Here is a 25,996-nt window from a genome sequence, read left to right as displayed (position 1 = left end):
TCACAGCCTCGCAGCGTGGATCGCGGTGACCAGAATCGCGCGCGCGCCGATCGCGTAGAGCTCGTCCATCACGCCGTTCACGCCCTTGCGCGGGACCATCACCCGCACCGCCACCCACTCCGGGTCGCGCAGCGGGGAGATCGTCGGCGACTCGATGCCCGGGGCCACCGCGACCGCACGGTCGACGAGCGCCGCGGGCAGGTCGTAGTCGACGAGCACGTACCGGCGTGCGACCATCACGCCGCGAAGGCGGCGCAGCAGCGTCTCTGTCCCCGCGGCCTCGTGCGGTCCCTGGATGACGACGGCCTCGGACTCGAGGATGACGGGACCGAAGATCTCCAGGCCCGCCTGCCGCAGCGTCGTGCCGGTCGAGACGACATCGGCCACGGCATCCGCGACGCCGAGGCGCACCGCGGACTCCACCGCGCCGTCGAGCGGGACGAGGTCCACGGCCACGCCGTGGTCGTCGAGGAACCCGTCCACGAGGCCCGGGTACGCCGAGGCGACCCGCAGGCCCTCGAGATCGGACAGCTGGGTGAAGCGTCCGGGAGGCCCGGCGAAGCGGAAAGTGGAGTCGCCGAATCCGAGCGCCTCGATCTCGCGGGCGCGCCCGCGCACGTCGCGCAGCAGGTCGCGTCCCGTGATGCCGACGTCGAGGGCTCCGGAGCCGACGTACGTGGCGATGTCGCGCGGGCGCAGATAGAAGAACTCGACGTCGTTCTGGGGGTCGATGACGTGCAGGTCCTTGCTGTCACGGCGACCGGTGTAACCGGCCTCGCGCAGCATGTCGGCGGCGGTGTCGGCGAGCGAGCCCTTGTTGGGCACGGCAATACGCAGCATGGGGGTGCGGGGCTTTCGGATCGGGGCTGTCGGACCGGGGATCGGTCAGAGATGTCGGTAGACGTCGGCCGGGGTCAGCCCCTTGGCGAGCATGAGAACCTGCAGGTGGTAGAGCAGCTGGGAGATCTCCTCCGCCGCCTCCTCCTGCGACTCGTACTCCGCGGCCATCCACACCTCGGCGGCTTCCTCGACGATCTTCTTGCCGATCGCGTGCACGCCGGCGTCGAGCGCCGCGACCGTTCCCGATCCCGCGGGCCGCTCGGAGGCCTTGTCCGCGAGTTCGGCGAACAGCTCGTCGAAAGTCTTCACCCAGCCAGGGTACCGGCTCGCAGCGGCGCATCCGCGCCCTAGTGCGCGAGCACGCTCAGCGCGATGACCACCAGCCCCAGGCTCGTCGTGGCGAGGATGCCGAGCAGCCGCCACGGCCACCGCGATCCGTTCCGGGCTGCATTGGCGTAGCCGATCAGCGCCAGCAGCACGACCCCGCTGGCGAGAGCGATCAGGTATGCGGTGTCCTCGTCGAGGATCCCCGCCGCCCCGAGACCGAGCAGCAGCGAGGGGATGAGCATCGCCAGGAGCATCCCGGAGGAGTGCTTCGCCCCGTGCCGGAGAGCTGCTCCGAGGCTCTCCCCCCGACCGTGCCGGGGCGAACGGCTCGCCACCGCGGCGGCGTAGAGATGCGCCAGCCAGAACACGACCGTGGTGCCGACGACGAAGGCGATGACATCGAGGTCGGTCTCCTCGTCGGCGGCGACGGCGATGAGCGCCGTCACGAGCACGACTCCGTACACGCCGTGCTCGCCGCTGTAGGCGTCGACGAGCCCGCGGGCGGGGCGCTTCGCGGCGGCGGCGATCCGCGCGGCGCGGGCGGGGGGCGCGGGATCAGGGCTCTCGGTCATGGCTCGAGGGTAGCGATCAGTGCGCGTGCCGTGCGGCCGAGCGGCGCAGCTCGCTGATCGCGCGGTCCGGGTCGGCGGCGCCGAAGACGGCGGATCCGGCGACGAACGTGTCGGCCCCCGCTTCGGCCGCGATCTCGATCGTCGAGGCCGAGATCCCGCCGTCGACCTGGAGCCACACCGACGAACCGCGCCGGCGGGCCTCGTCGGCGAGCCGGGCGAGCTTGGGCATCGTCTCGGGCATGAACGACTGCCCCCCGAACCCGGGTTCGACCGTCATGACGAGGATCTGATCGAACTCGTCGAGCACGTCGTAGAGGTTCTCGAGCGGCGTCGCGGGTTTGACCGCGACGCCGGCGCGCGCCCCGATCTCCCGCAGGCGGCGCGCCAGTGCCACCGGATCCGCCGCGGCCTCGAGGTGGAAGGTCACCGACGCGGCGCCGAGCTCGGCGTACTCCGGCGCCCACCGCTCGGGTGCGTCGATCATGAGGTGGACGTCGAGGGGCACCGGGCTGGTCTCCTGGATGCGGCCGACCATCTGCGGCCCGAACGTGAGGTTCGGGACGAAGTGATTGTCCATGACGTCGACGTGGACGAAGTCGGCCCCCGCGATGCGCGCGAGCTCGGCCTGCATGTTGACGAAGTCAGCGGCGAGGATGCTGGGGTTGACTCGGGGGGCGGCGGGAAGATCGTGGAGAGGGCGCACTCCCCCATTATCGCGAGCCGATAGGGTCGGCTCCGTGGATCCCATCCGCTCCATGCTCGAGTCCGTCCTCGCCGAGGTGCGCCCTGACGATGACGGCGCCGTCGCCGACTACATCCCCGCGCTGGCTGCCGCAGAGCCCGATCGGCTCGCGTTCGCCGTCGTCGGACCGCGCGGCCGTGTCACGGCCGTCGGCGACTCCGAGCATCTCTTCACGATCCAATCCGTCTCGAAGCCCTTCGTGCTTGCGGTGGCGCTCGAGCGTCTCGGGCGCGACGAGGTGCTGCGCCACGTCGGCGTCGAGCCCAGCGGCGAGCCCTTCAACGCGATCAGCCTCGAGCGGGGCACGGGTCGCCCCGCGAACCCCATGGTCAACGCGGGTGCGATCGCCACCTCGTCGCTCGTGGCCGAGGGCGACGCCGCAGCCCGGTCCGCGCAGGTGCTCGAGGTGCTCTCCCGCTTCGCGGGGCGCCCGCTGGACATCGACGAGGAGGTGTACCGCGGCGAATCCAACACCGGGCATCGCAATCGGGCGCTGGCCCATCTGCTGCGCTCGCACAATGTGATCGACGGCGACGTGGACACCGTCGTGGAGGCCTATTTCCGCCAGTGCTCGGTGCGCGTCACCGTGCACGACCTCGCCGTCATGGCGGGAACCCTCGCGTTCGGCGGCGTCAACCCCGTCACCGGGGAACGGGTCGTGCGCGAGGCGGTCGCGCGGGATGTCGTGTCCGTCATGGCCAGCTGCGGGATGTACGACTTCTCGGGCGAGTGGCTCCTCCGGGTGGGGATGCCGGCCAAGAGCGGGGTCAGCGGAGACCTTCTCGCCGTCGCGCCCTCGCAGTTCGGCGTCGCGAGCTTCAGTCCGCGCCTGGATCCCCATGGGAACAGCGTGCGCGGCATCCGCATCCTCGAGCGCCTCTCGCACGAGTTCGGCATGCACGTGTTCGAACCCCATGAGAGCATCGCCGACCCCGGCATCCGTGTCGAACGCGACCACGAGGGCATCCTGGTGCACCTCGGCGGCGAGCTGGCCTTCAGCGGTTCCGAGCGCGTGCTCGCCGTGCTGCGCGATCTCACGGAGGGATCGGCGGAGCATCTCCGCATCGACGCACGGGCCCTGGGGCGAGCGCATCCCGCCGCACTCGAGGTGCTGCGCGTGCAGCTGGCGCAGGACGGCGACCGGCTGCGGCTGATCGACTGACCCCGGTTCCCGGTTCGAGGACTATGCCACGCGCCGGAAGAGGGCGATGAACATCGCGTCGGTCCCGTGACGGTGCGGCCACAGCTGCGCCGGACCGGGACCCGCGGGGGCGTCCCCCAGGTCGAGGGGCACGCGCGAGATGCCGCCGAGGATGCCTCGGGTGTCGAGCGCCTCGATGGCGCCGCTCGCCCTGCGCGCCCCCTCCGTGACGATCGCGGTCGTCTCGGCGAGGTGCGGAGAGCACGTGACGTAGGCGAGGATGCCGCCGGGCGCCAGCGCCCGCACGCCCGCGTCGAAGAGCTCCTCCTGCAGCGCGGAGAGCTCCGCGACATCGGCGGGCTGTTTGCGCCAGCGCGCCTCGGGACGCCGGCGCAGCGCCCCGAGCCCCGTGCAGGGGGCGTCCACGAGCACGCGGTCGTACAGCCCCGCCGCCGCGGCGGCGCGGTCCCGTCCGTCCTCCTCCGACACCGGCACCTCGGTCGGCAGCCCCGCCACCGCGCGGCGCACGAGGCCCGCCCGGGCGGGGACCGGTTCGTTCGCCTCGAGGCTCGCCCCGCCGGCCAGCGCCTCGGCGCCGAGCAGCGCCGTCTTGCCGCCCGGTCCCGCGCACAGATCCAGCCACCGCTCGCCCGCGCGCACGGGCATCGCACGCGAGAGCGCCAGGGCGGCCAGCTGCGAGCCCTCGTCCTGCACGCGGAGGAGGCCGTTCGACGCGGTCATCAGCGGCTCGGGGTCGCCGCCGCCGACGCGGAAACCGACGGGAGAGGCCGCGGTGCGCCGAGCCCGCTCGGGCGGTTCCGCAAGCCCCGGCAGAGCCGCCATCGTCACCGTCGGCGAGACGTTGTCGGCGGCGAGGAGCGCTTCCAGCTCGCCTTCACGCCCCTCCGCGGCAAGCGCCCGGTGGAGGGCCCGCACGATCCACGCGGGATGCGCGTGGTCGAGCCCGAGTCGTTCGGCGTTGTTGCGGGCCCTCTCCAGCACCCGGGCCCGCCATGTGCCGGGGTCCTCCCGGGAGATCGCCCGCAGCACGCCGTTGGCGAACCCCGTCGCGGCACGACCGGCGTGCGCGCGGACGAGCTCGACGCCCTCGTTCACGGCGGCGTGCGACGCGACCCTCGTCGAGAGGATCTGGTGCGCGCTCAGCCGCAACGCGTCGAGCACGGGCGGGTCGATGCGCTCCACGGAACGGGAGGCCGCCACCTCGATGACCGCGTCGTAGTACCCGCATCGACGCAGGGTCCCGTAGGTCAGCTCCGTCGCGAGGGCCGCATCGGCGGTGTTCAGCGCGGCGCGGGAGATCGCCGCCGGCAGCAGGAGGTTGGCGTACGCGTCGGACTCCGACACGGCACGGATGACGTCGAAGGCGACCCGGCGGGAGGGCTGGACCTTCACGAGTCGGCCCGCAGGACGGGCAACCGCAGGCCCCGCCACCAGTCGCCGGCCGACATCGCGCCCTTGCCCGCGGGCTGGACCTGCTCGACCACGATCGCGTGCGTGCCCGTGCCCACCAGCACCTCGCGCCCGACCGCGGCGAACTCCCCCGGCGGCAGAGACACATCGGCAGTGTGCTCCCGCACGCCCAGGATCTTCAGGCGCTGCCCGTTGACGGTGGTGAACGCGCCCGGCTCGGGCGTCGTGCCCCGCACGCGGGACAGCACGGCCGCGGCATCCTCGCCCCATCGCACGCGCGCGTCGTCGAGCGTCAGCTTCGGCGCGTAGGTGGGGGTGCCCTCCTGCGGCACGGCCTGCGCGCGTCCGTCGGCGATGTCGGCGACGACATCCCGCAACAGCTCCGCCCCGAGGCCCGACAGGTCCTCCAGGACGTCTCCCGCGACGGCCCGGGGACCCACCGCGTACTCGCGCATGCCGAGCACCTCGCCGGCGTCGAGCTCGGCGACGAGCCGGAAGACGCTGACGCCCGTCAGGGAGTCGCCGGCGATCAGGGAGTGCTGCACGGGAGCCGCCCCCCGCCACCGCGGCAGGAGCGAGAAGTGCAGGTTGATCCAGCCGTGTTCGGGAGCGCTCAGCAGCGGTTCGCGCACGAGGCCGCCGTAGGCGACGATGACGCCGAGCTCGGGCCGCAGCGCCGTGATGCGCCGGCCCGCGTCCGCATCGAGCGAGGCGGCCCGCACGACGGGCAGCCCCAGCTCCTCCGCTGCGACGGCGATCGGCGAGGGGGTGAGCGTGCGCCTGCGGCCGAGAGGGGCGTCGGGGCGCGTCACCACGGCGGCGATCTCATGATCGGATGCCGCGAGGACGCGCAGCGAGGGAACGGCGGGTGCGGGGGTGCCCGCGAAGACGATGCGCATCGTTCCTTTCCTACAGTTCGGGATCGGGCACGTCGACCCGCACTCTGAGTGTATTGCGGGGTGCCGCGCCTCGCGGCGAACGTCGACCCCGGACGGAGGCGGCGACGACGGACGCGCGCAGCGCGCGGGCGACGTCCGCGCCGTGCGCGTAGTCGAACCGCACGATCGCACGGGCCCTCGGCGGGGCTCCCCGCTCACGCTCCCCCGGCGGCACGTCGACGGGGCCGAGGATGGCGTCGGCGGCGAGCGGGACGTGAGCACGCAGGTCCGACAGGGCCTTCTCCACAGCCGTGGGCTCTCCCTCGACCGCTGCGACACGCGCCGTCGGCGGCATCCGCAGGGGCGCTCGCTCCTCGAGCTCCGCGGCGGCGAAGGCGGGCTGCGTCCACGTCGCGAGCGCCCGGGCGATCCGCCCCGCGACGCCGACCAGGTGAACGGGCGCGCCGGGGGCTGCGAGGGCCGCGGCGTTCGACCACCAGCGCAGACAGTCCTCGGCGATGCGCAGCGACTCGGCCATCAGCATCCGCTCGCCGTCCAGCAGGAGCACGGCTCGATACCCGCCCTCCGCCTCGGGTTCCGCGCCGCGCGTCGCGATGACGAGCGCGGGCGCCGCCGCGACGGAGCGGATGGGGTGGGTCCCGTCCGCGACGATGACGCGGGTACCGGGGAATGCGCGACCGAGCTCGTCGGCCGTGCGGGTGCTGCCGGAGGAGGCGAGCCGCAGTGTCGTGCCGTCGCAGGATGCGCATCGCCAGGCCATCGCGGTGCGCCCGCACCACCGGCAGACGGGTGGGGCGTCCTTGCGCGGCGCGTGGAGCGGGCCGGCGCAGTGGACGCACCGGGCGGGTCGCCGGCAGTCGCCGCAGACCAGCGACGGCGCGTAGCCCGGCCTCGCCACCTGCACCAGCACGGGCCCGCTCTCGAGGGCCTCTCGGGCCGCGGCGAACGCCGCCGAGGGAATGCGGGCGCCGGGACGCTCCCCCTCGCGCGTCGCGCTCAGGATGACGCGGGGGGCGTACTTGCGCTTCGGCGCGGCCTCCTCCACCCAGCCGATCCGCACGAGCCGTTCGACGTCGCTCGTGCGCGTGTGGCCCGCCAGCAGCAACGCGCCCCCGTCGAGGCCCTGGCGCACGAGCGCCGCGTCGCGGGCGTGCACGTAGGGGGCGAGCGGTTCGTCGAGCAGGGGGTCGCCGTCGTCCCACACCGCGACGAGGCCCGGGCGGTGCACGGGCGAATAGACGCTCGAGCGGTTCCCGATCACGACGACGGGCCGGCGCTCGAGGATCCTCAGATACCCGCGGTAGCGATCCGCGGCCGGTCGGGCCGCGTCGTCCCGCACCAGGTCCTGCGGCGGAACGAGTCCCTCCAGCGCCCGCTCGATCTGGTCGAGGTCCCGGTGGTCGGGCACGACGACGACGGCGCTGCGTCCCCCCGCGAGGGTGTGCGCCGCGGCGGCCGCGAGCAGCACGGCCCACGCGCCACTCCCCGATTGGGCGTGGGTGCGCGCCGGCCTGGCGGGGGCGTCGAGCGCGACGCGTTTGTCGGCGTCCAGCGCCGCGGTCAGCGCGGGATACGTCTCGAGCACGGCCCGGGCCCATTCGGTGCCCGGCGCGGAGGACGCCGATCCGGTGACGGGTGCGGCGTCGCCCGCGGCCTCGGCATCCGCGGGCGGGCCGGACACCGCCTGCGCCTCGGCATCCCGGCGGGCGACCCACGCCTTCTCGACGCGCACCTGGCGCTTCGGGATCACCAGTCGAAGGATGTCGGAGGCTGATCCGGCGGCACGGTCGGCGACCCGGCGGGCGAGCGCGTACAGCGACGGGGGAAGGACTCGGACCGAGGACACGACGGTATCGATCTCCGACAGCGGCCGGTCGGGGTCGACCGCCTCGCCCCGCTCCACGACGTACGCATCGACGATGCGTCCGGCGGTGCGCAGCGGAACCCTGACCCGGATGCCGGGGACGATCTCCTCGTCCATCGCATCGGGGATCGCGTAATCGAAGAGGCGATCCAGCTGCGGCAGCGGCGAGTCCAGCAGCACGCGAGCGACGGCGCGGCCGCCCACGCTCAGATCCCGGCGGCGGCGCGCAGGTCGTCGACGCGGTCGAGCCGCTCCCAGGTGAACTCGTCCAGCTCGCGGCCGAAGTGACCGTAGGAGGCCGTACGCGCGTAGATGGGCCGCAGCAGATCGAGGTCCTCGATGATCGCGGCGGGGCGCAGGTCGAACACCTCGCGGATGGCCGCGGTGATGGCCTCGTCCGACACCGTGCCCGTGCCGAAGGTCTCCACGTAGATCCCGACCGGGCGCGCCTTGCCGATCGCGTAGGCCACCTGCACCTCGAGGCGCTCGGCGAGCCCCGCGGCTACGGCGTTCTTCGCGACCCACCGCATCGCGTAGGCCGCGGAGCGGTCGACCTTCGACGGGTCCTTGCCGCTGAAGGCCCCGCCGCCGTGGCGGGCCGCTCCCCCGTAGGTGTCGATGATGATCTTGCGGCCGGTCAGGCCCGCATCCCCCTTGGGACCGCCGACGAGGAACGGGCCGGCGGGGTTGATGTAGTAGCTGACATCGGGCAGGTCGAGCCCGCTTTCCGCGAGCACCGGATCGATGACCTCCCGGCGCACGGCGCGGCGGAGGTCTTCCTGGCTGATGTCGGGGTGGTGCTGCGTCGAGAGCACGACGGACTCCACGGTCTTGGGAGTGTGGCCGTCGAAGCCCAGCGTCACCTGGGTCTTGCCGTCGGGGCGGAGGAAGGGGAGCCTGCCGTCGCGCCGCGTGTCGGCCAGCCGCTCCGCCATGCGGTGCGCGATCCAGCTCGCCATCGGCATGTACTGGGGCGTCTCGGCGGTGGCGAAGCCGAACATGATGCCCTGGTCGCCCGCGCCCTGCTCGTCGTGCGGATCGACCGAGCGCTGCTCGCGCTGCTCGAACGCCTTGTTGACGCCCGCCGCGATGTCGGACGACTGCGCGCCGATGGAGACGCTGACACCGCACGAGTCGCCGTCGAAGCCCGTCTCGCTCGAGGTGTAACCGATGCGGTTCACGACATCGCGCACGATCGCGGGGATCTCCACATAGGCGGAGGTCGACACCTCTCCCGCGACGTGCACCAGACCCGTCGTGACGAGGGTCTCGACGGCCACTCGACCGTGCGGATCCTCGGTCAGGATCGCGTCCAGGATGCTGTCGGAGATCTGGTCGCAGATCTTGTCGGGATGCCCCTCGGTGACAGACTCCGACGTGAACAGCCGCAGAGCACTCACCGGATCAGGCGGAGCGCAGGCGCAGCTTGTCCTCGGCGATCTCGTGCAGCGCGATCGTGAGGGGCTTGTCCTCGACGGAGGAGTCGACCAGCGGGCCGACGTTGTCGAAGAGGTTCCCCTCGTGCAGGTCGGAGTAGTAGTCGTTGATCTGCCGGGCGCGGCGCGCCGCGAAGATCACCAGCTGATACTTCGAGATCGGCTCGCCGTTCGCGTCGACCTTGTTGAGAAGGGACTCGATGGGGGGCTCGATGATGCCCTGGTTCGTTCCGGCCATGGCGGAATCCTCTCGATCGGGGGTCCGGACGCGAGTGCTCCGGAAATCTCGGGTGCCCGGCGGCGCGAAGCGCGCCCCTCACGGCATCCGACCAGTCTACGCGACGCGGCACGGGACCCGCCGCTCGACGCTCCTCAGCGCGACAGCAACTGGCGCCGGGAGCTGATGACGCCGGTGTCGAACCCCGCGAGGTGCAGACCCCCGTGGAAGCGCGCGTGCTCGATCTTGATGCACCGGTCCATGACGACCGCGAGCCCCGCCTCTTCGGCGACGGCCGCGGCATCCTCGTTCCAGGAGCCGAGCTGCAGCCAGAGGGCGCTCGCGCCCGCATCGACGGCCTCGCGGGCGACCCCGGGCAGGTCGTCGTGCCGACGGAAGACGTCGACGATGTCGGGCACGACGGGGAGGTCCGCGAGCGACGCGTAGACGGGCCGGCCGAGGATGCTCTTCGCCCGCGGATTGACGAAGTAGACGTCGTACGGCGACGAGCCGAGCAGGTACGTCGCGACGAAGAAGCTCGCGCGCGCGGCGTTCTCGGAGGCGCCGACGATCGCGACGGACTTCGCGCGCCGGAGGATCTCGTACCGCTCCTGGGCGCCGGGCGCCCGCCAGGTCCGCTCCGACGAAGCCGGGGCCGCCGCGCCCGGAAGGGCGCACGCGACGACGGGCTGCGGGGGAAGTTCGCACGATGCGCTCAACGCGTCACTCCTGTCGCTGCGGTGAGAGCCTGGTCGAGGTCCCACAGGATGTCCTCGGCGTCCTCGAGGCCCACCGAGATGCGGATGAGATCCGCCGGCACCCCCGCGGTCACGAGCTGCGCCGCACTCAGCTGCTGGTGCGTCGTCGAGGCCGGGTGGATGACGAGGGTGCGGGCGTCCCCGATGTTCGCGAGGTGCGAGGCGAGGCGGAGCGAGTCGATGAGCGCCTCGCCGGTGCGCCGGGCGGCCGCGAGCCTCTGCTCCTCGGCGTCGAAGTCGCCCGTCGGGCGCACCCCGAACGCGAAGACGGAGCCGGGACCGAGCGGCAGGTACTTCTCGGCGCGGGCGCGGTGCGGGTGTGCGGGCAGGCCCGCCCACGTGACGAACGAGACGCGGGGGTCCGAGTCCAGCCATTCGGCGACGATGCGGGCGTTCGCGAGGTGCGCGTCGATCCGCTGCGGAAGGGTCTCCACGCCCTGCAGCAGCAGGAAGGCGGAGTGGGGGGCCAGGGCGGGCCCGATGTCGCGCAGCTGCTCGGAGCGCAGCTTGGTGAGGAACCCGTACTCGCCGAAGTTGTCCCACCAGCTGATGCCGCCGTACGACGCGACGGGCTCGGTCATCTGGGGGAACCTGCCGTTGCCCCAGTCGAACGTGCCCTTCTCCACCACGACGCCGCCGAGGGTCGTCCCGTGACCGCCGAGGAACTTCGTCACCGAGTGGATGACGATGTCGGCGCCGTGCTCGAGCGGACGCGCCAGGTAGGGCGTCGCGAGCGTCGAGTCCACCACGAGCGGGATGCCGGCGGCGTGTGCCACCTCGGCGAGCCCCTCGATATCGGCGATCTCGCCGGAGGGGTTGCCGATCGTCTCGACGTAGAGCACCTTCGTCTCCGGCCGGATCGCGGCGGCGTAGTCGGCCGGGTCGCTCGATGCGACGAACGTCGTGTCGACGCCGAAGCGCCGCAGCGTCACGTCCAGCTGCGTCACCGTGCCGCCGTAGAGCTGCGCCGAGGCCACGACGTGGTCGCCCGCGCCCGTGAGGGCCGCGAACGTGATGAACTCCGCGCTCATCCCGGATGCCGTCGCGACGGCTCCGATGCCGCCCTCGAGCGAGGCCAGACGCTCCTCGAGCGCGGCGACGGTGGGATTGCCGATGCGCGAGTAGATGTTGCCGTACTTCTGCAGCGCGAAGAGGTTCGCGGCATCCGCGGCGTCGTCGAAGACGAACGACGAGGTCTGATAGATCGGCACCGCGCGGGCACCCGTGGCGGCGTCGGGCGTGCCGCCCGCGTGCAGGGCGCGGGTGCGGAACCCGAACCGGTGGTCTTCGCTCATGTCTTCTCTCTGATGGGGTGCGCGTCGCTCAGGCGTCGGCGAGGACGGCGGCGATCTGCTCGACCGCCCAGGGGTTCTGGAGGGAGGTGGTGTCGCCCAGAGGGTGCGGGTCGCGACCGGCGCGGCGATCCCGTTCAGCCTCCCACAATTGTGCGAGGAGTCGGCGCAGGATCTTTCCCGAACGGGTCTTCGGCAGCTCGGGCACGACGACGAGGTGCCGGGGCTTCGCGATCGGTCCGATCTCGTGCGCGACGTGCGCGCGCAGCGCGTCGGGAGCGACGTCGCCCGCGCCGGAGGCCACCACGAAGGCGGCCACGGCGTGACCCGTGACGGGGTCGTCGACCGCCGCCACCCCGGCCTCCCCCACCGACGGATGCGCCACGAGGGCGGATTCGATCTCGATCGTCGACATCCGGTGTCCCGACACGTTCAGCACGTCGTCGAGTCGGCCGAGGATCCAGACGTAGCCGTCGGCATCCACCGTCGCGCCATCGCCGGCGACGTAGAAGCCGCCGTGCTCGCCGCGCCCGGCGTACTGGGCCCAGTACGAGTCGCGATACCGCCGCGGGTCGCCCCACACGGTGCGCGCCATCCCGGGCCAGGGCCGCCGCACGACGAGGGTCCCCGAGCGTCCCGGCGCGACCTCCCGCCCCTCTTCGTCGACGACGGCCGCGTCGATGCCGGGGAGCGGCACGGAGGCGGAGCCCGGCTTCAGGGTCGTCGCGCCGGGCAGCGGCGCGATCATCGCCGCACCGGTCTCGGACTGCCACCAGGTGTCCACGACGGGCAGCTCGCCACGCCCGAACGCATCCCGGAACCAGACCCACGCGGCGGGGTTGATCGCCTCGCCGACCGTGCCGAGAAGGCGCAGCGACGAGAGGTCGTGGCCGGCCGGCAGGGTGTCGCCGAACCACGTCATGAAGGTGCGGATGAGGGTCGGCGCCGTGTAGTACACGGTCACGCCGTAGCGCTCGATGATCTCGAGGTGCCGCTCCCGGTGCGGGGTGTCGGGGGTGCCCTCGTAGATGACCTGCGTCAGGCCGTTGGAGAGCGGGCCGTAGATCTCGTAGGTGTGCGCCGTGACCCACGCCAGGTCGGCGGTGCACCAGTGGACGTCGTCCGGCTTGGCGTCGAAGTGCGCCCAGTGGGCCCAGCTCGCATGGGCGAGGTACCCGCCACCGGTGTGGACGAGCCCCTTCGGCCTGCCGGTCGTGCCCGAGGTGTAGATGATGAACAGGGGATGCTCGGCGTCGAAGGCCTGCGGCTCGTGCACGTCGGATGCCGTGTCTACGACGTCGTGCCACCACACGTCGCGCCCGCCCCGCCAGGGCACGTCCTGGCCGGTGCGGCGCACCACGAGGACGTGCTCGACGTGAGCGAGCCCCTCGACCGCCTCGTCGGCGGCGGACTTGACCTCCACGGCGGCACCGCGGCGGTACTGGCCGTCGGTGGTCACCAGCAGCTTCGCGCCGGTGTCCTCGACGCGGAACCGCAGCGCCTCGGCGGAGAATCCCCCGAAGACGAGCGAGTGCACGGCGCCGATGCGCGCGCAGGCCAGCGCGATGACGACGGTCTCGACGAGCACCGGCAGGTAGACCACGACGCGGTCGCCGGGCTGGATGCCGAGGGCGATCAACCCGTTCGCGGCCCGCGCGACGCGGCGCTGCAGGTCCGCGTAGGTCACGCTCGTCCGGTCGCCCGGCTCGCCCTCGAAATGGAGCGCCACCTTCTGCCCTCGCCCCGCCTCCACGTGCCGGTCGACGCAGTTGTAGGCGACGTTCAGGCGCCCGCCGACGAACCAGCGTGCGGCGGGCACGGACAGCTCGCCGTCGTCGCCGCGCACGGGCGGCTCCCACTCGTGCGGGGCATCCCACGGCGTCGCCCAGTCGAGCCGGCGGGCAGCGTCCTCCCAGAAGGCGATCGGGTCGGCCGCGGCGTCGGCGTACGCGTCGGCGCCCACGTTCGCCTGCGCCGCGAAGCCCTCGGAAGGCGGGTAGGCACGCGTCTCGACCAGGCGTGCTTCCTCCGTGGGAGCCGCGCTCCCCGTGACGGCATCGCTCACGTCAGATCCACCGGCGCAGCAGGTACTTCTGGACGACGCTCAGGATGCCGTTGGTCAGCGTCCCGAGAAGCGCCAGCAGCACGATCGCGAGAAGGATGCGGTCCACCCGTCCCGTGGACTGCGAGTCCGTCAGGAGCCAGCCGAGTCCCATGGAGGCCGCGATCAGCTCGGCGGCGACGAGGAAGAGCCAGGACTGCGCCAGCGCGAGCCGCAGCCCCGACATGATGGCGGGCACGACGGAGGGCAGCTGCACCGTGCGGAACAGGGAGAACCCGCGCAGGCTGAACGAGCGGGCCATCTCCACCGAGTGGGGATCGACCTGGCGCAGCGCCAGGCTCACAGTCGTGAAGACGGGGAAGAAAGCCCCGATCGCGATGAGGGCGACCTTCGAGTCCTCGCCGATCCCCATCCAGAGCAGCAGCAGCGGCACGAGCGCGAGCGACGGGATCGCACGGAACGCCGCGAGGATCGGGCTGAGGAGGATGTCGCCCGACTTCGTCAGCCCGACGATGGCCGCACCCGCGAGCCCGACGACCGAGCCGATCGCGAAGCCGAGCAGCACGCGCTGCACCGAGATCGCGATGTGGATCCAGAGGTCGCCGCTGTCCGCGAGCTGGACGGCCGCCTGGAGGACGGTGGCAGGCGGGGGCAGTCGGTAGGGCGGCACGAGTCCGGACGTCGTGACGACCTGCCAGACGCCGAGGATCGCCAGGGGCAGGACGAGTCCGCCGACGACCCTGACGGCGCGTCGTTCCCAGAACGGACGCGGCGCCGAGCCCGGACGCGCGGGGGCGTCCGGGCTCGTGCTCGTGCGGGTGGGGGCGGAGGTCATCGGCCCTCTGTCGCCTTCTCGGCGAACGTCGCGTTCACGATGGTGTCGAGCGCACGATCGATCTCCGCCTGACCGCCCTGGACGGCGTCGGAGGCGACGAGCACCGGCGCGATGACGCGGAGCACATCCAGCTGCGCCTCACCGGGGACGCCGCTCACGTCGAGGTTGGAACGCTCCTGGATGACGGTGTTCGCCACCTCGATGTCGATGCCCGCGACCTCGGCGAGCAGGGCCGCGGTCTCCTCCGGGTTCTCCAGCGCCCAGGCACGGGCGTCCTCGTAGGCGTCGACGACGACCTGCGCGACATCGGCGTGCTCGGTGATGAACTCCTCGGTCGCGTTGAGGAACCCGTAGGAGTTGAAGTCGACGTTCCGGTAGATCAGCTGCGCGCCCGACTCGACCTCGGCGGCCGCCATGATCGGGTCGAGGCCCGACCACGCATCCACCGAACCGGCGTCGAGGGCCGCCCGGCCGTCGGCGTGCTGCAGATTCTGCACCTGGATGTCATCGACCGACAGACCCTCGGTCTCGAGCGCCTGCAGCAGGAAGAAGTAAGGGTCGGTGCCCGCGGTGGCGGCGACGGACTTGCCGGCCAGGTCGGCGACCGATGTGATGTCGCTGCCCTCCGGAACGACGATCGCCGCCCACTCCGGCTGCGAGTAGATGTCGATGACCTGGATGGGCGAACCGTTCGCGCGAGCGAGCAGCGCCGCCGAGCCGGCGGTGGAGCCGACGTCGATCGATCCGGCGCGGAGGAACTCGTTGGCCTTGTTGGATCCGGCCGACTGCACCCACTCGACGGTGACGCCCTCGCCGAGTGCCTCCTCCAGAAGGCCCTGCTCCTTGATGATGAGGCTCAGCGGGTTGTACGTGGCGAAGTCGATCGACAGGGTGTCGGTGGACCACTCCTGGGCCCCGTCGGCGGCACCGGAGTCGGATGCCGTGGCGTTCTCCCCCGCGACGCAGCCCGTCGCCATCAGCATCATCGCACCCGCGATCGCGATCGTAGGTACGGTGCGGCGGATGATGGCGCTCATCGGGTCTCCTCGGAGCTGTCGTGGGTGTGGTGATGGGTGTCGACGCCGAGCCCTTGCAGGAGCTCGGCGCGCAACTCTGTGAAGGCACGGTCGGCGCGGTCGCGCGGGCGGTGCCCGGGGACGGCGATCGTGCGCGCGATCGAGCCCTCCGCCGTGTCGTCCCCGATCGAGCGCAGCAGGAGCACCCGATCGGCCAGGAAGAGGGCCTCCTCGACGTCATGCGTGACGAGGATGACGGTCGTCGGCTGCGCGGAGTGGACATCCAGCAGCAGATCCTGCATGCGCAGCCGCGTCAGGGCGTCCAGGGCGCCGAACGGCTCGTCGAGCAGCAGCACCTCCGGATTGCGCGCGAGGGCTCGGGCGAGCGAGGCGCGCTGCGCCATGCCGCCGGAGACCTCACGCGGCTTCTGATCGGCGGCGTGGGACAGACCGACCAGGTCGAGAAGCTCCGCGACGCGGGAACGGCCGGACCGGGCACCGCGCGGCAGGCCGAGCTCGATGTTCTGCGCGAGCGTGCGCCACGGCAGGAGGCGCGGCTCCTGGAAGGCGACGGCGGTACGGGCGTCGGTGTCCGCCACCGGCTCGCCGGAGACGCGGATCGTCCCGGTCGTGGGGACGTCGAGACCGCCGAGCAGTCGCAGCAGCGTGGACTTGCCGCAGCCCGAGGGCCCGACGACGGCGAGGATCTCGCCCGCGGGCACCTCGAGGTCGACACCGCGGAGCACATCGCGTGCGCCCTGTGCCGTGCCGAACGTGCGGGAGACGGCATCCAGCAGCACTCCGTCACGTCGCGCGGGAGCAGCGCGGAGCGACGGGCGGCTGTCGATGACGGTTGCGGACACAGACTCATCGTTCCGGACGGCGCCGCGAACCCGAATTCGTGTGTAACTTTACGAAACCCAGGCGCGGCCCCTAGTCAGGGTGTGGAGGGAGCCTGCACGAGGGCGACGACCTCGCGAGCGGCCGTCGCGACATCCGCGTTCACGACCCGGTGGTCGAACTCGCTCTGCGCCGCGAGCTCGCGCTTCGCGGTCCGCAGGCGGCGGGCTCGCTCCTCGGGCCCCTCCGTGCCTCGGCCGATGAGCCGCGTGACCAGCTCGTCCCAGCTGGGCGGGAGGAGGAACACGAGCATGGCCGACGGATCGGCCGCCCGCACCTGGCGCGCTCCCTGCAGGTCGATCTCCAGCAGCACGCTCCGGCCCTCCTCGAGCGCGCGCGCGATCGGCTCCCGGGGCGTTCCGTAGCGGAAACGGTTGTGCACCGTCGCGTGCTCGAGCAGCTCGCCGGCGGCGATCATCCGATCGAACTCGGCGTCGTCGACGAAGAAGTAGTGCACGCCGTGCTCCTCGCCCGGCCGCGGCGGCCGGGTCGTGGCGGAGACGGAGAGGAGCATCTCGGGATGGTGCTGCTGGATGTGCGCGGCGACCGTGCCCTTGCCCACGGCGGTCGGCCCCGCGAGGACGACGAGGCGACTGCGCCCGGGCCGCGCCGCGGGCTCGGGGAATCGGTCGTCGAGGAACGTCTGCAGGTCCACCCGCTGGCGCGCTCCCAGCCCTCCGAGCCGTTTGACCGGCGAGATGCGCAGGTCGGCGAGGATCCGGTCGCGCTTGCCCTCGCCGATCGCCGGGATGCACGTGAGGAAGTCGGGCACGCGCATCGCGGCCGCGGCCGAATCCGCGTCGCGCCACGCGCGCCGCAGCATCTCCTGGGGGCTGATGACGCGGGTCGCCACGTCCCGCTTGAGCGCGGCGCGCTCCCGGCGAGCGGCGACCGCCTTGCGCGAGGCGGCGGCCCGATCGACCTCGGGCGGGCGCGACGAACCCGTCTTCGGCTCAACCGTCTCAGCCACGTGCGCCTCCCGTGCGTGCTCGTGTCGCCTCGATGGCTGCCTCCAGTGCCTTCGGACCGGCCGAGAGGATGCTTCTGCTCTCGCTCGCGAGGACGGCCGGGGACAACGGCCCGAAGATCTCTTCGAGGTCTTCCGGACGGGCGCCCTGGTGGCCGAACCCGGGTGCGAGGATCGGGGCGACGGGGTCGATCGTATCGGGAAGCCCGGCGGCGCGCCTGTCCACGGTTGCACCGACGACGAATCCCGCTCCGGCCCAGGACCCGGCCGGGGTGTGCGCCGCGTTGAACGCCGTGACCTCCCGCACGATCCTGCCGGCGACGGTGTCGCGCACGCCATCACGGCCGGAGACCGCCGCGCCCTGCACCGCGGCGCCCTCCGGATTGCTCGTCGCGGCCAGCACGAAGACACCCTTGCCGTGGGCCGCGGCCAGCGCCAGGGTGCCCTCGAGCGCTCCCGCCCCCAGGTACGGGGAGACGGTGAGCGCATCCGCCTCGAGCGGCGATCCCGGGAGCAGCCACGCGGCCGCATACGCGTCCATCGTCGTGCCGATGTCGCCGCGCTTGGCGTCCGCGATCGTGATCAGCCCCCGCTCCCGTGCCGCCGACAGCACCGCCTCCAGGGCGGCGAAGCCGGCGGACCCGAATCGTTCGAAGAAGGACACCTGGGGCTTGACGATCCCCGCCCGCCCGGCCGCGGCATCCACGACGCGCTCGCCGAACCGCCGCACGCCGTCGGCGCTCACGGGCAGGCCCCATGCCTCGAGCAGGTGCAGGTGCGGGTCGATCCCGACGCACAGGTGCCCGTGCGCCGCGATCGCCCCGCGCACCCGGTCCCCGAAGGTGGGTGCGCTCACGCTCGTGCGGCCCGGTCCGCGGCGTACTCCTGCAGGCTCCTCACGTTGAACCCGTCGCCGATCGCGTCCATCGCGCTGACGGCGGCGCCGAGCACCGCGATCGTGGTGAAGAGTGCCTTGTCGGCGGCGACCGCGGCGGCGCGGATCTCGTAGCCGTCGGCACGCGCCGACCGCCCCGAGGGGGTGTTCACGACGATGTCGATCTCGCCCGCGTTGATCAGGTCGACGATGTTCGGCTCGGACGAGCCGGCCGTCTCGCTGTACTTGGCCACGATGCGCACGTCGATGCCGTTGCGGGCGAGGATCTCCGCCGTGCCCTCCGTCGCCACCAGATCGAAGCCCAGCTGCCGCAGGCGGTGGGCGGGCAGGATGACGGCGCGCTTGTCGCTGTCGGCCACCGAGATGAACACGGTCCCCGACGTCGGCATGCCGCCGTACGCCGCCTCCTGGCTCTTGGCGAACGCCGTCGGGAAGTCGCGGTCTATCCCCATGACCTCGCCCGTCGAGCGCATCTCGGGGCCCAGCACGGAGTCGACGATGTGGCCCTCCTTCGTGCGGAAGCGCTTGAAGGGCAGGACGGCCTCCTTCACCGACACCGGGGAGTCCAGCGGCACGCGCGAGCCGTCGACGGCGGGCAGCAGCCCCTCGTCCTTCAACTCGGCGATGCGCGTGCCGGCCATGATGCGCGACGCGGCCTTGGCGAGCGGGATGCCGAGCGCCTTCGAGACGAACGGCACCGTGCGGCTGGCGCGGGGGTTGGCCTCGATGACGTACAGCACGCCCGCGCTGATGGCGAACTGCACGTTCAGAAGGCCCCGCACGCCGACTCCCTCGGCGATCGCCAGCGTCGCCTCGCGGACGCGGTCGATCTCGGTGCGGCCGAGCGAGATGGGCGGAAGCGTGCAGCTCGAGTCACCCGAGTGGATGCCCGCCTCCTCGATGTGCTCCATGACGCCCCCGATGTACAGCTCGGAGCCGTCGTAGAGGGCATCGACGTCGATCTCGATCGCGTCGTCCAGGAAACGGTCCACCAGCAACGGCTGTCCGGGCCCGATAATCGCCTGATCGGCGATCCGCACGAAGTAGTCCCGGATGCTGGGGGTGTCGTAGACGATCTCCATCCCGCGGCCGCCCAGCACGAAGCTGGGGCGGACGAGGACGGGGTAGCCGATGTCCTCGGCGATGCGAACGGCGCCCTCGACGTCGGTGGCCGTTCCGTTGCGGGGCGCGACGAGACCCGCGCGGTCGAGCAGGCGCGAGAACAGCTCGCGCTCCTCGGCCAGGTCGATCGCCTCGGGGCTCGTGCCGAGGATGCGGTATCCGGCATCCTGGATGCCCTTGGCAAGGCCCAGCGGCGTCTGGCCGCCCAGCTGGCAGACGACCCCGAGGATCTCGCCCGACGCCGCCTCGGCGTGCAGCACCTCGAGCACGTCCTCGAGCGTGAGCGGCTCGAAGTACAGGCGGTCGGAGGTGTCGTAGTCCGTCGAGACGGTCTCCGGGTTGCAGTTGACCATGACGGTCTCGTATCCCGCGTCGGCGAGGGCGAACGACGCGTGGACGCACGAGTAGTCGAACTCGACGCCCTGCCCGATGCGGTTCGGCCCGGACCCGATGATGACGACCTTCGTGCGCTCCGACGGGGTGACCTCGGTCTCGCTGTCGTAGCTGGAGTAGTGGTAGGGCGTGAGCGCCGGGAACTCCCCCGCGCAGGTGTCGACCGTCTTGTAGACGGGGCGGATGCCGGCGGCATAGCGCCGCTCGCGCACCCGCTCCTCGCTCATCCCCCGCAGCTGCGCGAGCTGGGCGTCCGAGAAGCCGTGCTCCTTCGCCAGCCGAAGCGTCGCGGCGTCGAGCTCCGGGGCGGTGCGCACGTGCTCGGCGACCTCGTTGATGAGCGCGATCTGGTCGAGGAACCACGGGTCGATCGCCGTCGCCTCGAACGCCTGCTCGATGCTCGCGCCCTTGCGCATCGCCTGCTGCAGCACGACGATCCGCCCATCCGTGGGCGTCTTGGAGACCTCGAGCAGCTCCTCCACCGAGCGGGGCTCCTCGCCCCAGTGGAAGCTCGACCCGCGCTTCTCGAGCGAACGCAGCGCCTTCTGAAGAGCCGTGGCGTAGTTGCGGCCGATCGCCATGGCCTCGCCGACCGACTTCATGGTGGTCGTCAGCGTCGTGTCGGCGGCCGGGAACTTCTCGAACGCGAAGCGGGGAACCTTGACCACGACGTAGTCGAGCGTGGGCTCGAAGCTGGCCGGCGTCACCTTGGTGATGTCGTTCGGGATCTCGTCGAGGCGGTACCCGATCGCGAGCTTGGCGGCGATCTTGGCGATCGGGAACCCCGTGGCCTTCGACGCCAGGGCCGACGAGCGCGAGACGCGGGGGTTCATCTCGATCACGATGATGCGTCCCGAGGCCGGGTCCACCGCGAACTGGATGTTGCAGCCGCCGGTGTCCACACCGACGGCGCGGATGATGTCGATGCCGATATCGCGGAGCTTCTGGTACTCACGGTCGGTGAGCGTGAGGGCCGGGGCGACCGTGATCGAGTCGCCCGTGTGCACGCCGACGGGATCGACGTTCTCGATCGAGCAGACGACGACCGTGTTGTCGGCCATGTCGCGCATGAGCTCGAGCTCGTACTCCTTCCATCCCAGGATCGACTCCTCGAGCAGCACCTCGTGGGTGGGCGAGTCGTGCAGTCCCGCGCCCGCGATGCGGCGCAGGTCCTTCTCGTCGTACGCGAAGCCCGAGCCGAGACCGCCCATCGTGAAGCTCGGGCGCACCACGAGGGGGTATCCGAGCTCGTCCGCGCCGGCCAGCACCTCGTCCATCGAGCGGCAGATGCGGCTCGCCGCGACATCCGCACCCGCGTCGATGACGAGCTGCTTGAAGATCTGCCGATCCTCGCCCTTGTTGATGGCTTCGACCTTCGCGCCGATCAGCTCGACGTCGTACTTCTCCAGGATCCCGGCCGCGTCGAGCGCCATCGCGGCGTTGAGGGCCGTCTGCCCGCCAAGCGTCGGCAGGATCGCGTCGGGTCGCTCCTTGGCGATGATCGTCTCGATGACGGCGGGGGTGATCGGCTCGATGTACGTCGCATCCGCGAAGTCCGGGTCGGTCATGATCGTCGCCGGGTTCGAGTTGACGAGGATGACGCGGACGCCTTCCTCACGCAGAACGCGGCAGGCCTGGGTCCCCGAGTAGTCGAATTCGCAGGCCTGGCCGATGACGATCGGGCCGGAGCCGATGACGAGGACGCTCTTGATGTCGTCGCGCTTGGGCATTACTGGGAGTCCTTCTTGCTGTCGAGGTGGGCCACGACCATGTCGCGGAACCGGTCGAAGAGGTAGTTCGCATCGTGCGGGCCGGCGGCCGCCTCGGGGTGGTACTGCACGCTGAACGCCGGCAGGTCCAGGGCGCGGAGGCCCTCGACGGTCTGGTCGTTGAGTCCGACGTGGCTCACCTCGACGCGTCCGTAGCCGTGGGGGCTGTCGAAGGGGCCTTCGAGGGGGGCCTCGACGGCGAAACCGTGATTGTGCGCCGTGATCTCCACGCGTCCGGTCTGCCGATCGAGCACCGGCTGGTTGATCCCGCGGTGACCGAAGGGCAGCTTGTACGTGCCGAGGCCGAGGGCGCGGCCGAGCAGCTGGTTGCCGAAGCAGATGCCGAAGAACGGCAGCCGGTCATCGAGCACCGCGCGCAGCAGGTCGACGTGGTCGGCGGAGGCGGCGGGGTCGCCCGGGCCGTTGGAGTAGAACACCGCCACGGGGTCGATCGCGCGCAGCTGCTCGATCGTGACGTCCTGAGGCAGGACGTGCACCTCGAAGCCGCGGTTCGCGAGGTTGTCGACCGTCGCCTGCTTGACGCCGAGGTCGAGGACGGCGAGGGCGCCGATCCGCTCGCCCCGCGCGGGGGTCACCTCGGCGGCGGCGACCGACACCTCGGCCGACAGGCTGCGACCCGCCATCGCGGGCGCCTCGCGGACGAGGCGCACCTGCTCGTCCGGGTCGATGCCCGCGGCATCTCCGGAGAAGATCGCGCCGCGCATGCTGCCCGCCGAGCGGATGTGACGCGTCACGGCGCGCGTGTCGATGCCGCTGATGCCGACGATGCCGTCGGTCTCGAGCGCATCGTCGAGCGATTCCTCGGCGCGCCAGTTGGACACCACGCGCGAGGGGTCGCGCACGATGTAGCCAGCGACCCAGATCCGGCGGGACTCCCGGTCCTCGGCGTTCATGCCGGTGTTGCCGATGTGCGGCGCGGTCTGCAGCACGATCTGCCCCGCGTACGAGGGATCGGTCAGGGTCTCCTGGTATCCGGTCATGCCGGTGGCGAAGACGACCTCGCCGAGGGTCGTGCCGCGGGCGCCGTAGGCGTGTCCGGCGTAGCGGGTGCCGTCCTCGAGGACGAGGACGGCGGGGTCTGTGGTGAAACGGGTCATGCGTCGGGTCCAGTCGTTGTGGGCGCCGGCAGGATCTCCTGCACGGCGGCGACGAGGGCATCGGAATCGGTTCCCTGCAGGCGCAGGTAGCTGTCGGCGACGGTCGTGTCGTCGACGCGCCAGGCCAGGTAGACCAGGCCGTCGCGCTCGACGACGCGGTCGATGGTCCAGGTGGCGCGGCCCACCTCGAGGAGCAGCGGCGCCCCGAGGAAGACGTCGGGCTCGCCCGCGATCCGCAGGATCACGCCGGTGGCGGTCACGTCCACCCGTACGCGACCACGGTAGGCCAGGTGACGGATGGCGAGGCGGTCCAGCGGCGCGTCGTGCCGCGTGGTCGCGACGTACAGCCCCGAGAAGGATGCCGTCGCCGCCGCATCGACGGGAACGTCGGTAGGAGCGGAGAGCGCTCGGTCGCGCCGGGATCGTCGCCACCATCCCCACGCCATGAGGCCCAGGAGCAGCACGGCGACCGCGACGAGGATCGCGACCGCGGCCTCGCGCGTCACGAGGCCGGCTCCGGCACGATGACGCCGTCGGCCAGTGTCGGCCGGCCCCGGTGGATGCTCCACCGGACGCGCCCGGGCAGCTCCGTCCCCAGATAGGGCGAGTTCTCGCTGCGACCGCGCAGATCTCCCTCGGTGAAGGTTCCCCTCACCGACGGATCGTAGAGGGTGATCTCCGCCGGCTGACCCGCAGCGATCGGCATCCCGTGGCCGGCGAGGCGACCGATGCGGGCGGGGGTCTCCGACATCACGCGAGCGACATCGCTCCACGAGAGCAGGCCGGTCTCGACCATGGCCGAGTGCACGACGCGCAGGGCGCTCTCCAGACCCACCATGCCGTTCGCAGCGGCCTGCCACTCGCAGCTCTTGTGCTCGGCGGGGTGCGGGGCGTGGTCGGTGGCGACGATGTCGATCGTGCCGTCCGCGAGCCCCTCGCGCACCGCCTGCACGTCCTCGGCGCGGCGCAGCGGCGGGTTCACCTTGTACCGAGCGTCGTAGCCGCGCACCCGTTCGTCGGTGAGCAGGAGATGATGCGGCGTCACCTCGGCGGTGACCGCGATGCCCCGCTTCTTGGCCCACCGGATGATGTCCACGGAGCCCGCGGTGGAGAGGTGGCACACGTGCAGGCGGGAGCCGACGTGCTCGGCCAGCAGGACGTCGCGCGCAATGATCGACTCCTCGGCGACCGCCGGCCACCCGGCCAGCCCCAGCTCCGCCGAGACCGCGCCCTCGTTCATCTGCGCCCCCTCGGTGAGGCGGGGATCCTGCGCGTGCTGCGCGATGACGCCGTCGAAGGCCTTCACATACTCCAGGGCGCGCCGCATGATGAGCGGATCGTGCACGCAGAAGCCGTCGTCGCTGAAGACCCGCACCCGCGCGCGGGAATCCGCCATGGCGCCCAGCTCGGCGAGCCGCTCGCCCTTCTGTCCGACGGTCACGGCGCCGATCGGCTGAACGGTCGCGTAGCCCGCGGCCTCGCCGAGCGCGAGCTCCTGCTCGACGACGCCCGCCGTGTCGGCGACCGGCGAGGTGTTCGGCATCGCGAAGACGGCCGTGAACCCTCCGGCGGCCGCGGCTCGGGTCCCCGTGAGGATCGTCTCGCCGGCCTCGTAGCCGGGCTCGCGCAGGTGCGTGTGCAGGTCCACCAGCCCGGGGAGCGCGACGAGCCCGTCGGCGTCGATGCGCCGGGAGCCCGCACGGCTGAGCCCGGTGCCCACCTCGCTCACGCGCCCGTCCTCGATCAGGATGTCCGCGCGGGATCCGTCGGGCAGCCGAGCCCCCGCGACCAGGAGGGGTCCCGTGTTCGTATGGCTCATCGCTCCTCCTCCGCTCGCGCGGGATGCCCCGGCATATCGTCTTCCCGCTCGCCCGCCAGCAGCAGGTAGAGCGCGGCCATCCGCACCGAGACGCCGTTCGACACCTGCTCGAGCACCGTCGAACGGGGTGAATCGGCGGCATCGGCGGAGATCTCCAGACCCCGGTTCATGGGCCCGGGGTGCATGACAATGCTATCGGCGGGAAGCGCCCGCAGGCGGTCGCTGCCGAGCCCCCAGCGGCGGGCGTACTCGCGCTCGGTCGGGAAGTACGCCGCGCGCATGCGCTCGAGCTGGATGCGCAGCATCATGACGGCGTCGGGTCGGTTCGCGATCGCCTCGTCGAGGTCGTACACGACGCGCACGGGCCACCCCGACACATCCTGCGGCACCAGGGTGGGCGGGGCCACGAGCGTGACGTCCGCGCCCAGCGTGTGCAGGAGCCAGACGTTGGAGCGGGCCACCCGGGAGTGCAGGATGTCGCCGACGATCGCGACGCGGTATCCCGACAGGTCCCGGCCGCGGCTCTCGCCGCCGTAGCGACGACGTCGCATCGTGAACGCATCGAGGAGCGCCTGCGTGGGGTGCTCGTGCGTGCCGTCCCCGGCGTTGACGACACCCGCGGTGATCCACCCGCTCGTGGCGAGCGTGCGCGGGGCGCCGGATGCGCCGTGACGGATGACGACGGCATCCGCCCCCATCGCCTGGAGGGTCTGGGCCGTGTCCTGCAGGCTCTCGCCTTTCGAGACGCTGGATCCCTTGGCGGCGAAGTTGATCACGTCGGCGCTCAGCCGCTTGGCCGCCGCCTCGAACGAGATGCGCGTGCGGGTGGAGTCCTCGAAGAAGAGGTTGACGACGGTCTTGCCGCGAAGCGTGGGGAGCTTCTTGACCTGCCGGCTCTGGGTGGCCGACATGTCCTCGGCGACGTCGAGGATCGCGAGGGCGTCCTCGCGGGACAGCGATGCCGTGTCGAGCAGGTGCCTCATTCGACGGCGCCTCCGTCCTCGATCGTCACGGATTCCGCCCCGTCGACCTCGGTCAGGCGCACGTTGACGCGCTCGTCGCGGGCGCTCGGCAGGTTCTTGCCCACGAAGTCGGGGCGGATGGGCAGCTCTCGATGCCCGCGGTCGACGAGGGTCGCCAGACGCACGACCGCCGGACGCCCGATGTCCTGAAGCGCATCGAGGGCGGCCCGGATGCTGCGGCCCGAGTAGAGCACGTCGTCCACGAGGACCACGACCTTGCCGTCCACGCCGCCCTCGGGAATCTGGGTGGGGTGCGGCGCGCGCGTGGGGTGCTGAGACAGGTCGTCGCGGTACATCGTCACGTCGAGGGACCCGACGGGGACATCCACCCCCGAGAACTGCGACACGAGGGCGCCGATGCGGTGGGCGAGCGTCACGCCGCGGGTGGGGATCCCCAGGAGGATCAGATCGTCGGGGCCGCGATTGGACTCGAGGATCTCGTGGGAGATCCGAGTCAGGGCCCGGGTGATGTCGGCCTCGTGCAGCACGGTTCTCGTGCTCATCGACGCTCCCTTCTCCGCCTCACGGGACGGGGTTAAAGGTTGCTGAGGTGCGGGTT

The 25,996-nt window shown here is 71.9% G+C and carries 24 protein-coding genes; 1 reads left to right on the top strand and 23 read right to left on the bottom strand.

The features are described 5' to 3' along the window. From hisG to rpe, 4 genes are read right to left on the bottom strand one after another with little or no spacing between them, the layout of a single operon-like run. Nucleotides 1-840: an ATP phosphoribosyltransferase gene (gene hisG, locus RYJ27_RS06585; RefSeq protein WP_330171913.1), complete on the bottom strand. Its 840-nt coding sequence runs from the start codon at nt 838-840 to the stop codon at nt 1-3. A gap of 45 nt (nt 841-885) precedes the next feature. Beyond that, entirely contained in the window at nt 886-1,149 is a 264-nt protein-coding gene (locus RYJ27_RS06580) for a phosphoribosyl-ATP diphosphatase (protein ID WP_330171912.1), read from the bottom strand. 38 nt (nt 1,150-1,187) lie between these two features. Continuing rightward, nucleotides 1,188-1,739, bottom strand: a complete 552-nt coding sequence (locus RYJ27_RS06575; RefSeq protein ID WP_330171911.1) for a hypothetical protein — start codon at nt 1,737-1,739, stop codon at nt 1,188-1,190. 16 nt (nt 1,740-1,755) lie between these two features. After that, nucleotides 1,756-2,442 (bottom strand): ribulose-phosphate 3-epimerase, encoded by a 687-nt coding sequence (rpe, locus tag RYJ27_RS06570; RefSeq protein WP_330171910.1) that lies wholly within the window; start codon nt 2,440-2,442, stop codon nt 1,756-1,758. A 34-nt stretch (nt 2,443-2,476) separates the two neighbouring features. On the opposite strand from rpe, the gene glsA reads away from it, so the two are divergent. Further along, nucleotides 2,477-3,643, top strand: a complete 1,167-nt coding sequence (glsA, locus tag RYJ27_RS06565) for a glutaminase A (protein ID WP_330171909.1) — start codon at nt 2,477-2,479, stop codon at nt 3,641-3,643. A 21-nt stretch (nt 3,644-3,664) separates the two neighbouring features. Here the strand turns inward: glsA and RYJ27_RS06560 are convergent, their stop codons facing one another. From RYJ27_RS06560 to pyrR, 19 genes are all read right to left on the bottom strand, one after another. Further along, complete coding sequence (locus RYJ27_RS06560) at nt 3,665-5,035, bottom strand: RsmB/NOP family class I SAM-dependent RNA methyltransferase (protein WP_330171908.1); 1,371 nt, start codon at nt 5,033-5,035, stop codon at nt 3,665-3,667. Continuing rightward, nucleotides 5,032-5,952 carry a methionyl-tRNA formyltransferase gene (fmt, locus tag RYJ27_RS06555; RefSeq protein ID WP_330171907.1) on the bottom strand — a complete coding sequence of 307 codons (921 nt, stop codon included), beginning with the start codon at nt 5,950-5,952 and terminating at the stop codon, nt 5,032-5,034. Before fmt ends, RYJ27_RS06560 begins: the two co-directional genes overlap by 4 nt. A 10-nt stretch (nt 5,953-5,962) precedes the next feature. Then, nucleotides 5,963-8,020 (bottom strand): primosomal protein N' family DNA-binding protein, encoded by a 2,058-nt coding sequence (locus RYJ27_RS06550; RefSeq protein WP_330171906.1) that lies wholly within the window; start codon nt 8,018-8,020, stop codon nt 5,963-5,965. 2 nt (nt 8,021-8,022) lie between these two features. Beyond that, nucleotides 8,023-9,216 (bottom strand): methionine adenosyltransferase, encoded by a 1,194-nt coding sequence (metK, locus tag RYJ27_RS06545; protein WP_330171905.1) that lies wholly within the window; start codon nt 9,214-9,216, stop codon nt 8,023-8,025. Nucleotides 9,217-9,220: 4 nt separating this feature from the next. Further along, nucleotides 9,221-9,490 (bottom strand): DNA-directed RNA polymerase subunit omega, encoded by a 270-nt coding sequence (gene rpoZ / locus RYJ27_RS06540; protein ID WP_330171904.1) that lies wholly within the window; start codon nt 9,488-9,490, stop codon nt 9,221-9,223. 134 nt (nt 9,491-9,624) lie between these two features. Beyond that, a complete protein-coding gene (locus tag RYJ27_RS06535; protein WP_330171903.1) occupies nt 9,625-10,188 on the bottom strand; it encodes a CoA-binding protein in 564 nt (187 codons plus the stop codon). Continuing rightward, nucleotides 10,185-11,522, bottom strand: coding sequence for an O-acetylhomoserine aminocarboxypropyltransferase/cysteine synthase family protein (locus RYJ27_RS06530; protein WP_330171902.1), 1,338 nt, complete (start codon nt 11,520-11,522; stop codon nt 10,185-10,187). The genes RYJ27_RS06535 and RYJ27_RS06530 overlap by 4 nt, the downstream gene beginning before the upstream one ends. A gap of 28 nt (nt 11,523-11,550) precedes the next feature. Continuing rightward, nucleotides 11,551-13,584, bottom strand: coding sequence for an acetate--CoA ligase (gene acs, locus RYJ27_RS06525; RefSeq protein ID WP_422732872.1), 2,034 nt, complete (start codon nt 13,582-13,584; stop codon nt 11,551-11,553). Nucleotide 13,585: 1 nt separating this feature from the next. Further along, nucleotides 13,586-14,416, bottom strand: a complete 831-nt coding sequence (locus RYJ27_RS06520) for an ABC transporter permease (protein ID WP_330171901.1) — start codon at nt 14,414-14,416, stop codon at nt 13,586-13,588. Continuing rightward, nucleotides 14,413-15,453 (bottom strand): aliphatic sulfonate ABC transporter substrate-binding protein, encoded by a 1,041-nt coding sequence (locus tag RYJ27_RS06515; RefSeq protein WP_330171900.1) that lies wholly within the window; start codon nt 15,451-15,453, stop codon nt 14,413-14,415. The genes RYJ27_RS06520 and RYJ27_RS06515 overlap by 4 nt, the downstream gene beginning before the upstream one ends. After that, on the bottom strand, nt 15,450-16,295 hold the full coding sequence (locus RYJ27_RS06510) for an ABC transporter ATP-binding protein (protein WP_422732871.1): 846 nt from the start codon (nt 16,293-16,295) through the stop codon (nt 15,450-15,452). The genes RYJ27_RS06515 and RYJ27_RS06510 overlap by 4 nt, the downstream gene beginning before the upstream one ends. 74 nt (nt 16,296-16,369) lie before the next feature. Next, the gene (gmk, locus tag RYJ27_RS06505) at nt 16,370-17,302 is read right to left on the bottom strand and encodes a guanylate kinase (RefSeq protein ID WP_330171899.1); all 933 of its coding nucleotides are present in this window, start codon (nt 17,300-17,302) and stop codon (nt 16,370-16,372) included. Continuing rightward, the gene (gene pyrF, locus RYJ27_RS06500) at nt 17,295-18,155 is read right to left on the bottom strand and encodes an orotidine-5'-phosphate decarboxylase (protein WP_330171898.1); all 861 of its coding nucleotides are present in this window, start codon (nt 18,153-18,155) and stop codon (nt 17,295-17,297) included. Before pyrF ends, gmk begins: the two co-directional genes overlap by 8 nt. Beyond that, the gene (gene carB, locus RYJ27_RS06495; RefSeq protein WP_330171897.1) at nt 18,152-21,439 is read right to left on the bottom strand and encodes a carbamoyl-phosphate synthase large subunit; all 3,288 of its coding nucleotides are present in this window, start codon (nt 21,437-21,439) and stop codon (nt 18,152-18,154) included. Before carB ends, pyrF begins: the two co-directional genes overlap by 4 nt. Next, nucleotides 21,439-22,596 carry a glutamine-hydrolyzing carbamoyl-phosphate synthase small subunit gene (carA, locus tag RYJ27_RS06490; RefSeq protein WP_330171896.1) on the bottom strand — a complete coding sequence of 386 codons (1,158 nt, stop codon included), beginning with the start codon at nt 22,594-22,596 and terminating at the stop codon, nt 21,439-21,441. Before carA ends, carB begins: the two co-directional genes overlap by 1 nt. After that, a complete protein-coding gene (locus RYJ27_RS06485) occupies nt 22,593-23,102 on the bottom strand; it encodes a PH-like domain-containing protein (RefSeq protein WP_330171895.1) in 510 nt (169 codons plus the stop codon). The genes carA and RYJ27_RS06485 overlap by 4 nt, the downstream gene beginning before the upstream one ends. Continuing rightward, nucleotides 23,099-24,415 (bottom strand): dihydroorotase, encoded by a 1,317-nt coding sequence (locus RYJ27_RS06480; RefSeq protein ID WP_330171894.1) that lies wholly within the window; start codon nt 24,413-24,415, stop codon nt 23,099-23,101. Before RYJ27_RS06480 ends, RYJ27_RS06485 begins: the two co-directional genes overlap by 4 nt. Then, a complete protein-coding gene (locus tag RYJ27_RS06475; protein ID WP_330171893.1) occupies nt 24,412-25,398 on the bottom strand; it encodes an aspartate carbamoyltransferase catalytic subunit in 987 nt (328 codons plus the stop codon). The genes RYJ27_RS06480 and RYJ27_RS06475 overlap by 4 nt, the downstream gene beginning before the upstream one ends. Then, complete coding sequence (gene pyrR / locus RYJ27_RS06470; protein ID WP_330171892.1) at nt 25,395-25,940, bottom strand: bifunctional pyr operon transcriptional regulator/uracil phosphoribosyltransferase PyrR; 546 nt, start codon at nt 25,938-25,940, stop codon at nt 25,395-25,397. Before pyrR ends, RYJ27_RS06475 begins: the two co-directional genes overlap by 4 nt. Nucleotides 25,941-25,996: the final 56 nt, after the last annotated feature.

Source organism: Microbacterium limosum (assembly GCF_036324365.1).
GTDB classification, from domain to species: domain Bacteria; phylum Actinomycetota; class Actinomycetes; order Actinomycetales; family Microbacteriaceae; genus Microbacterium; species Microbacterium limosum.
This window is presented reverse-complemented; position numbering and strand designations above follow the sequence as displayed.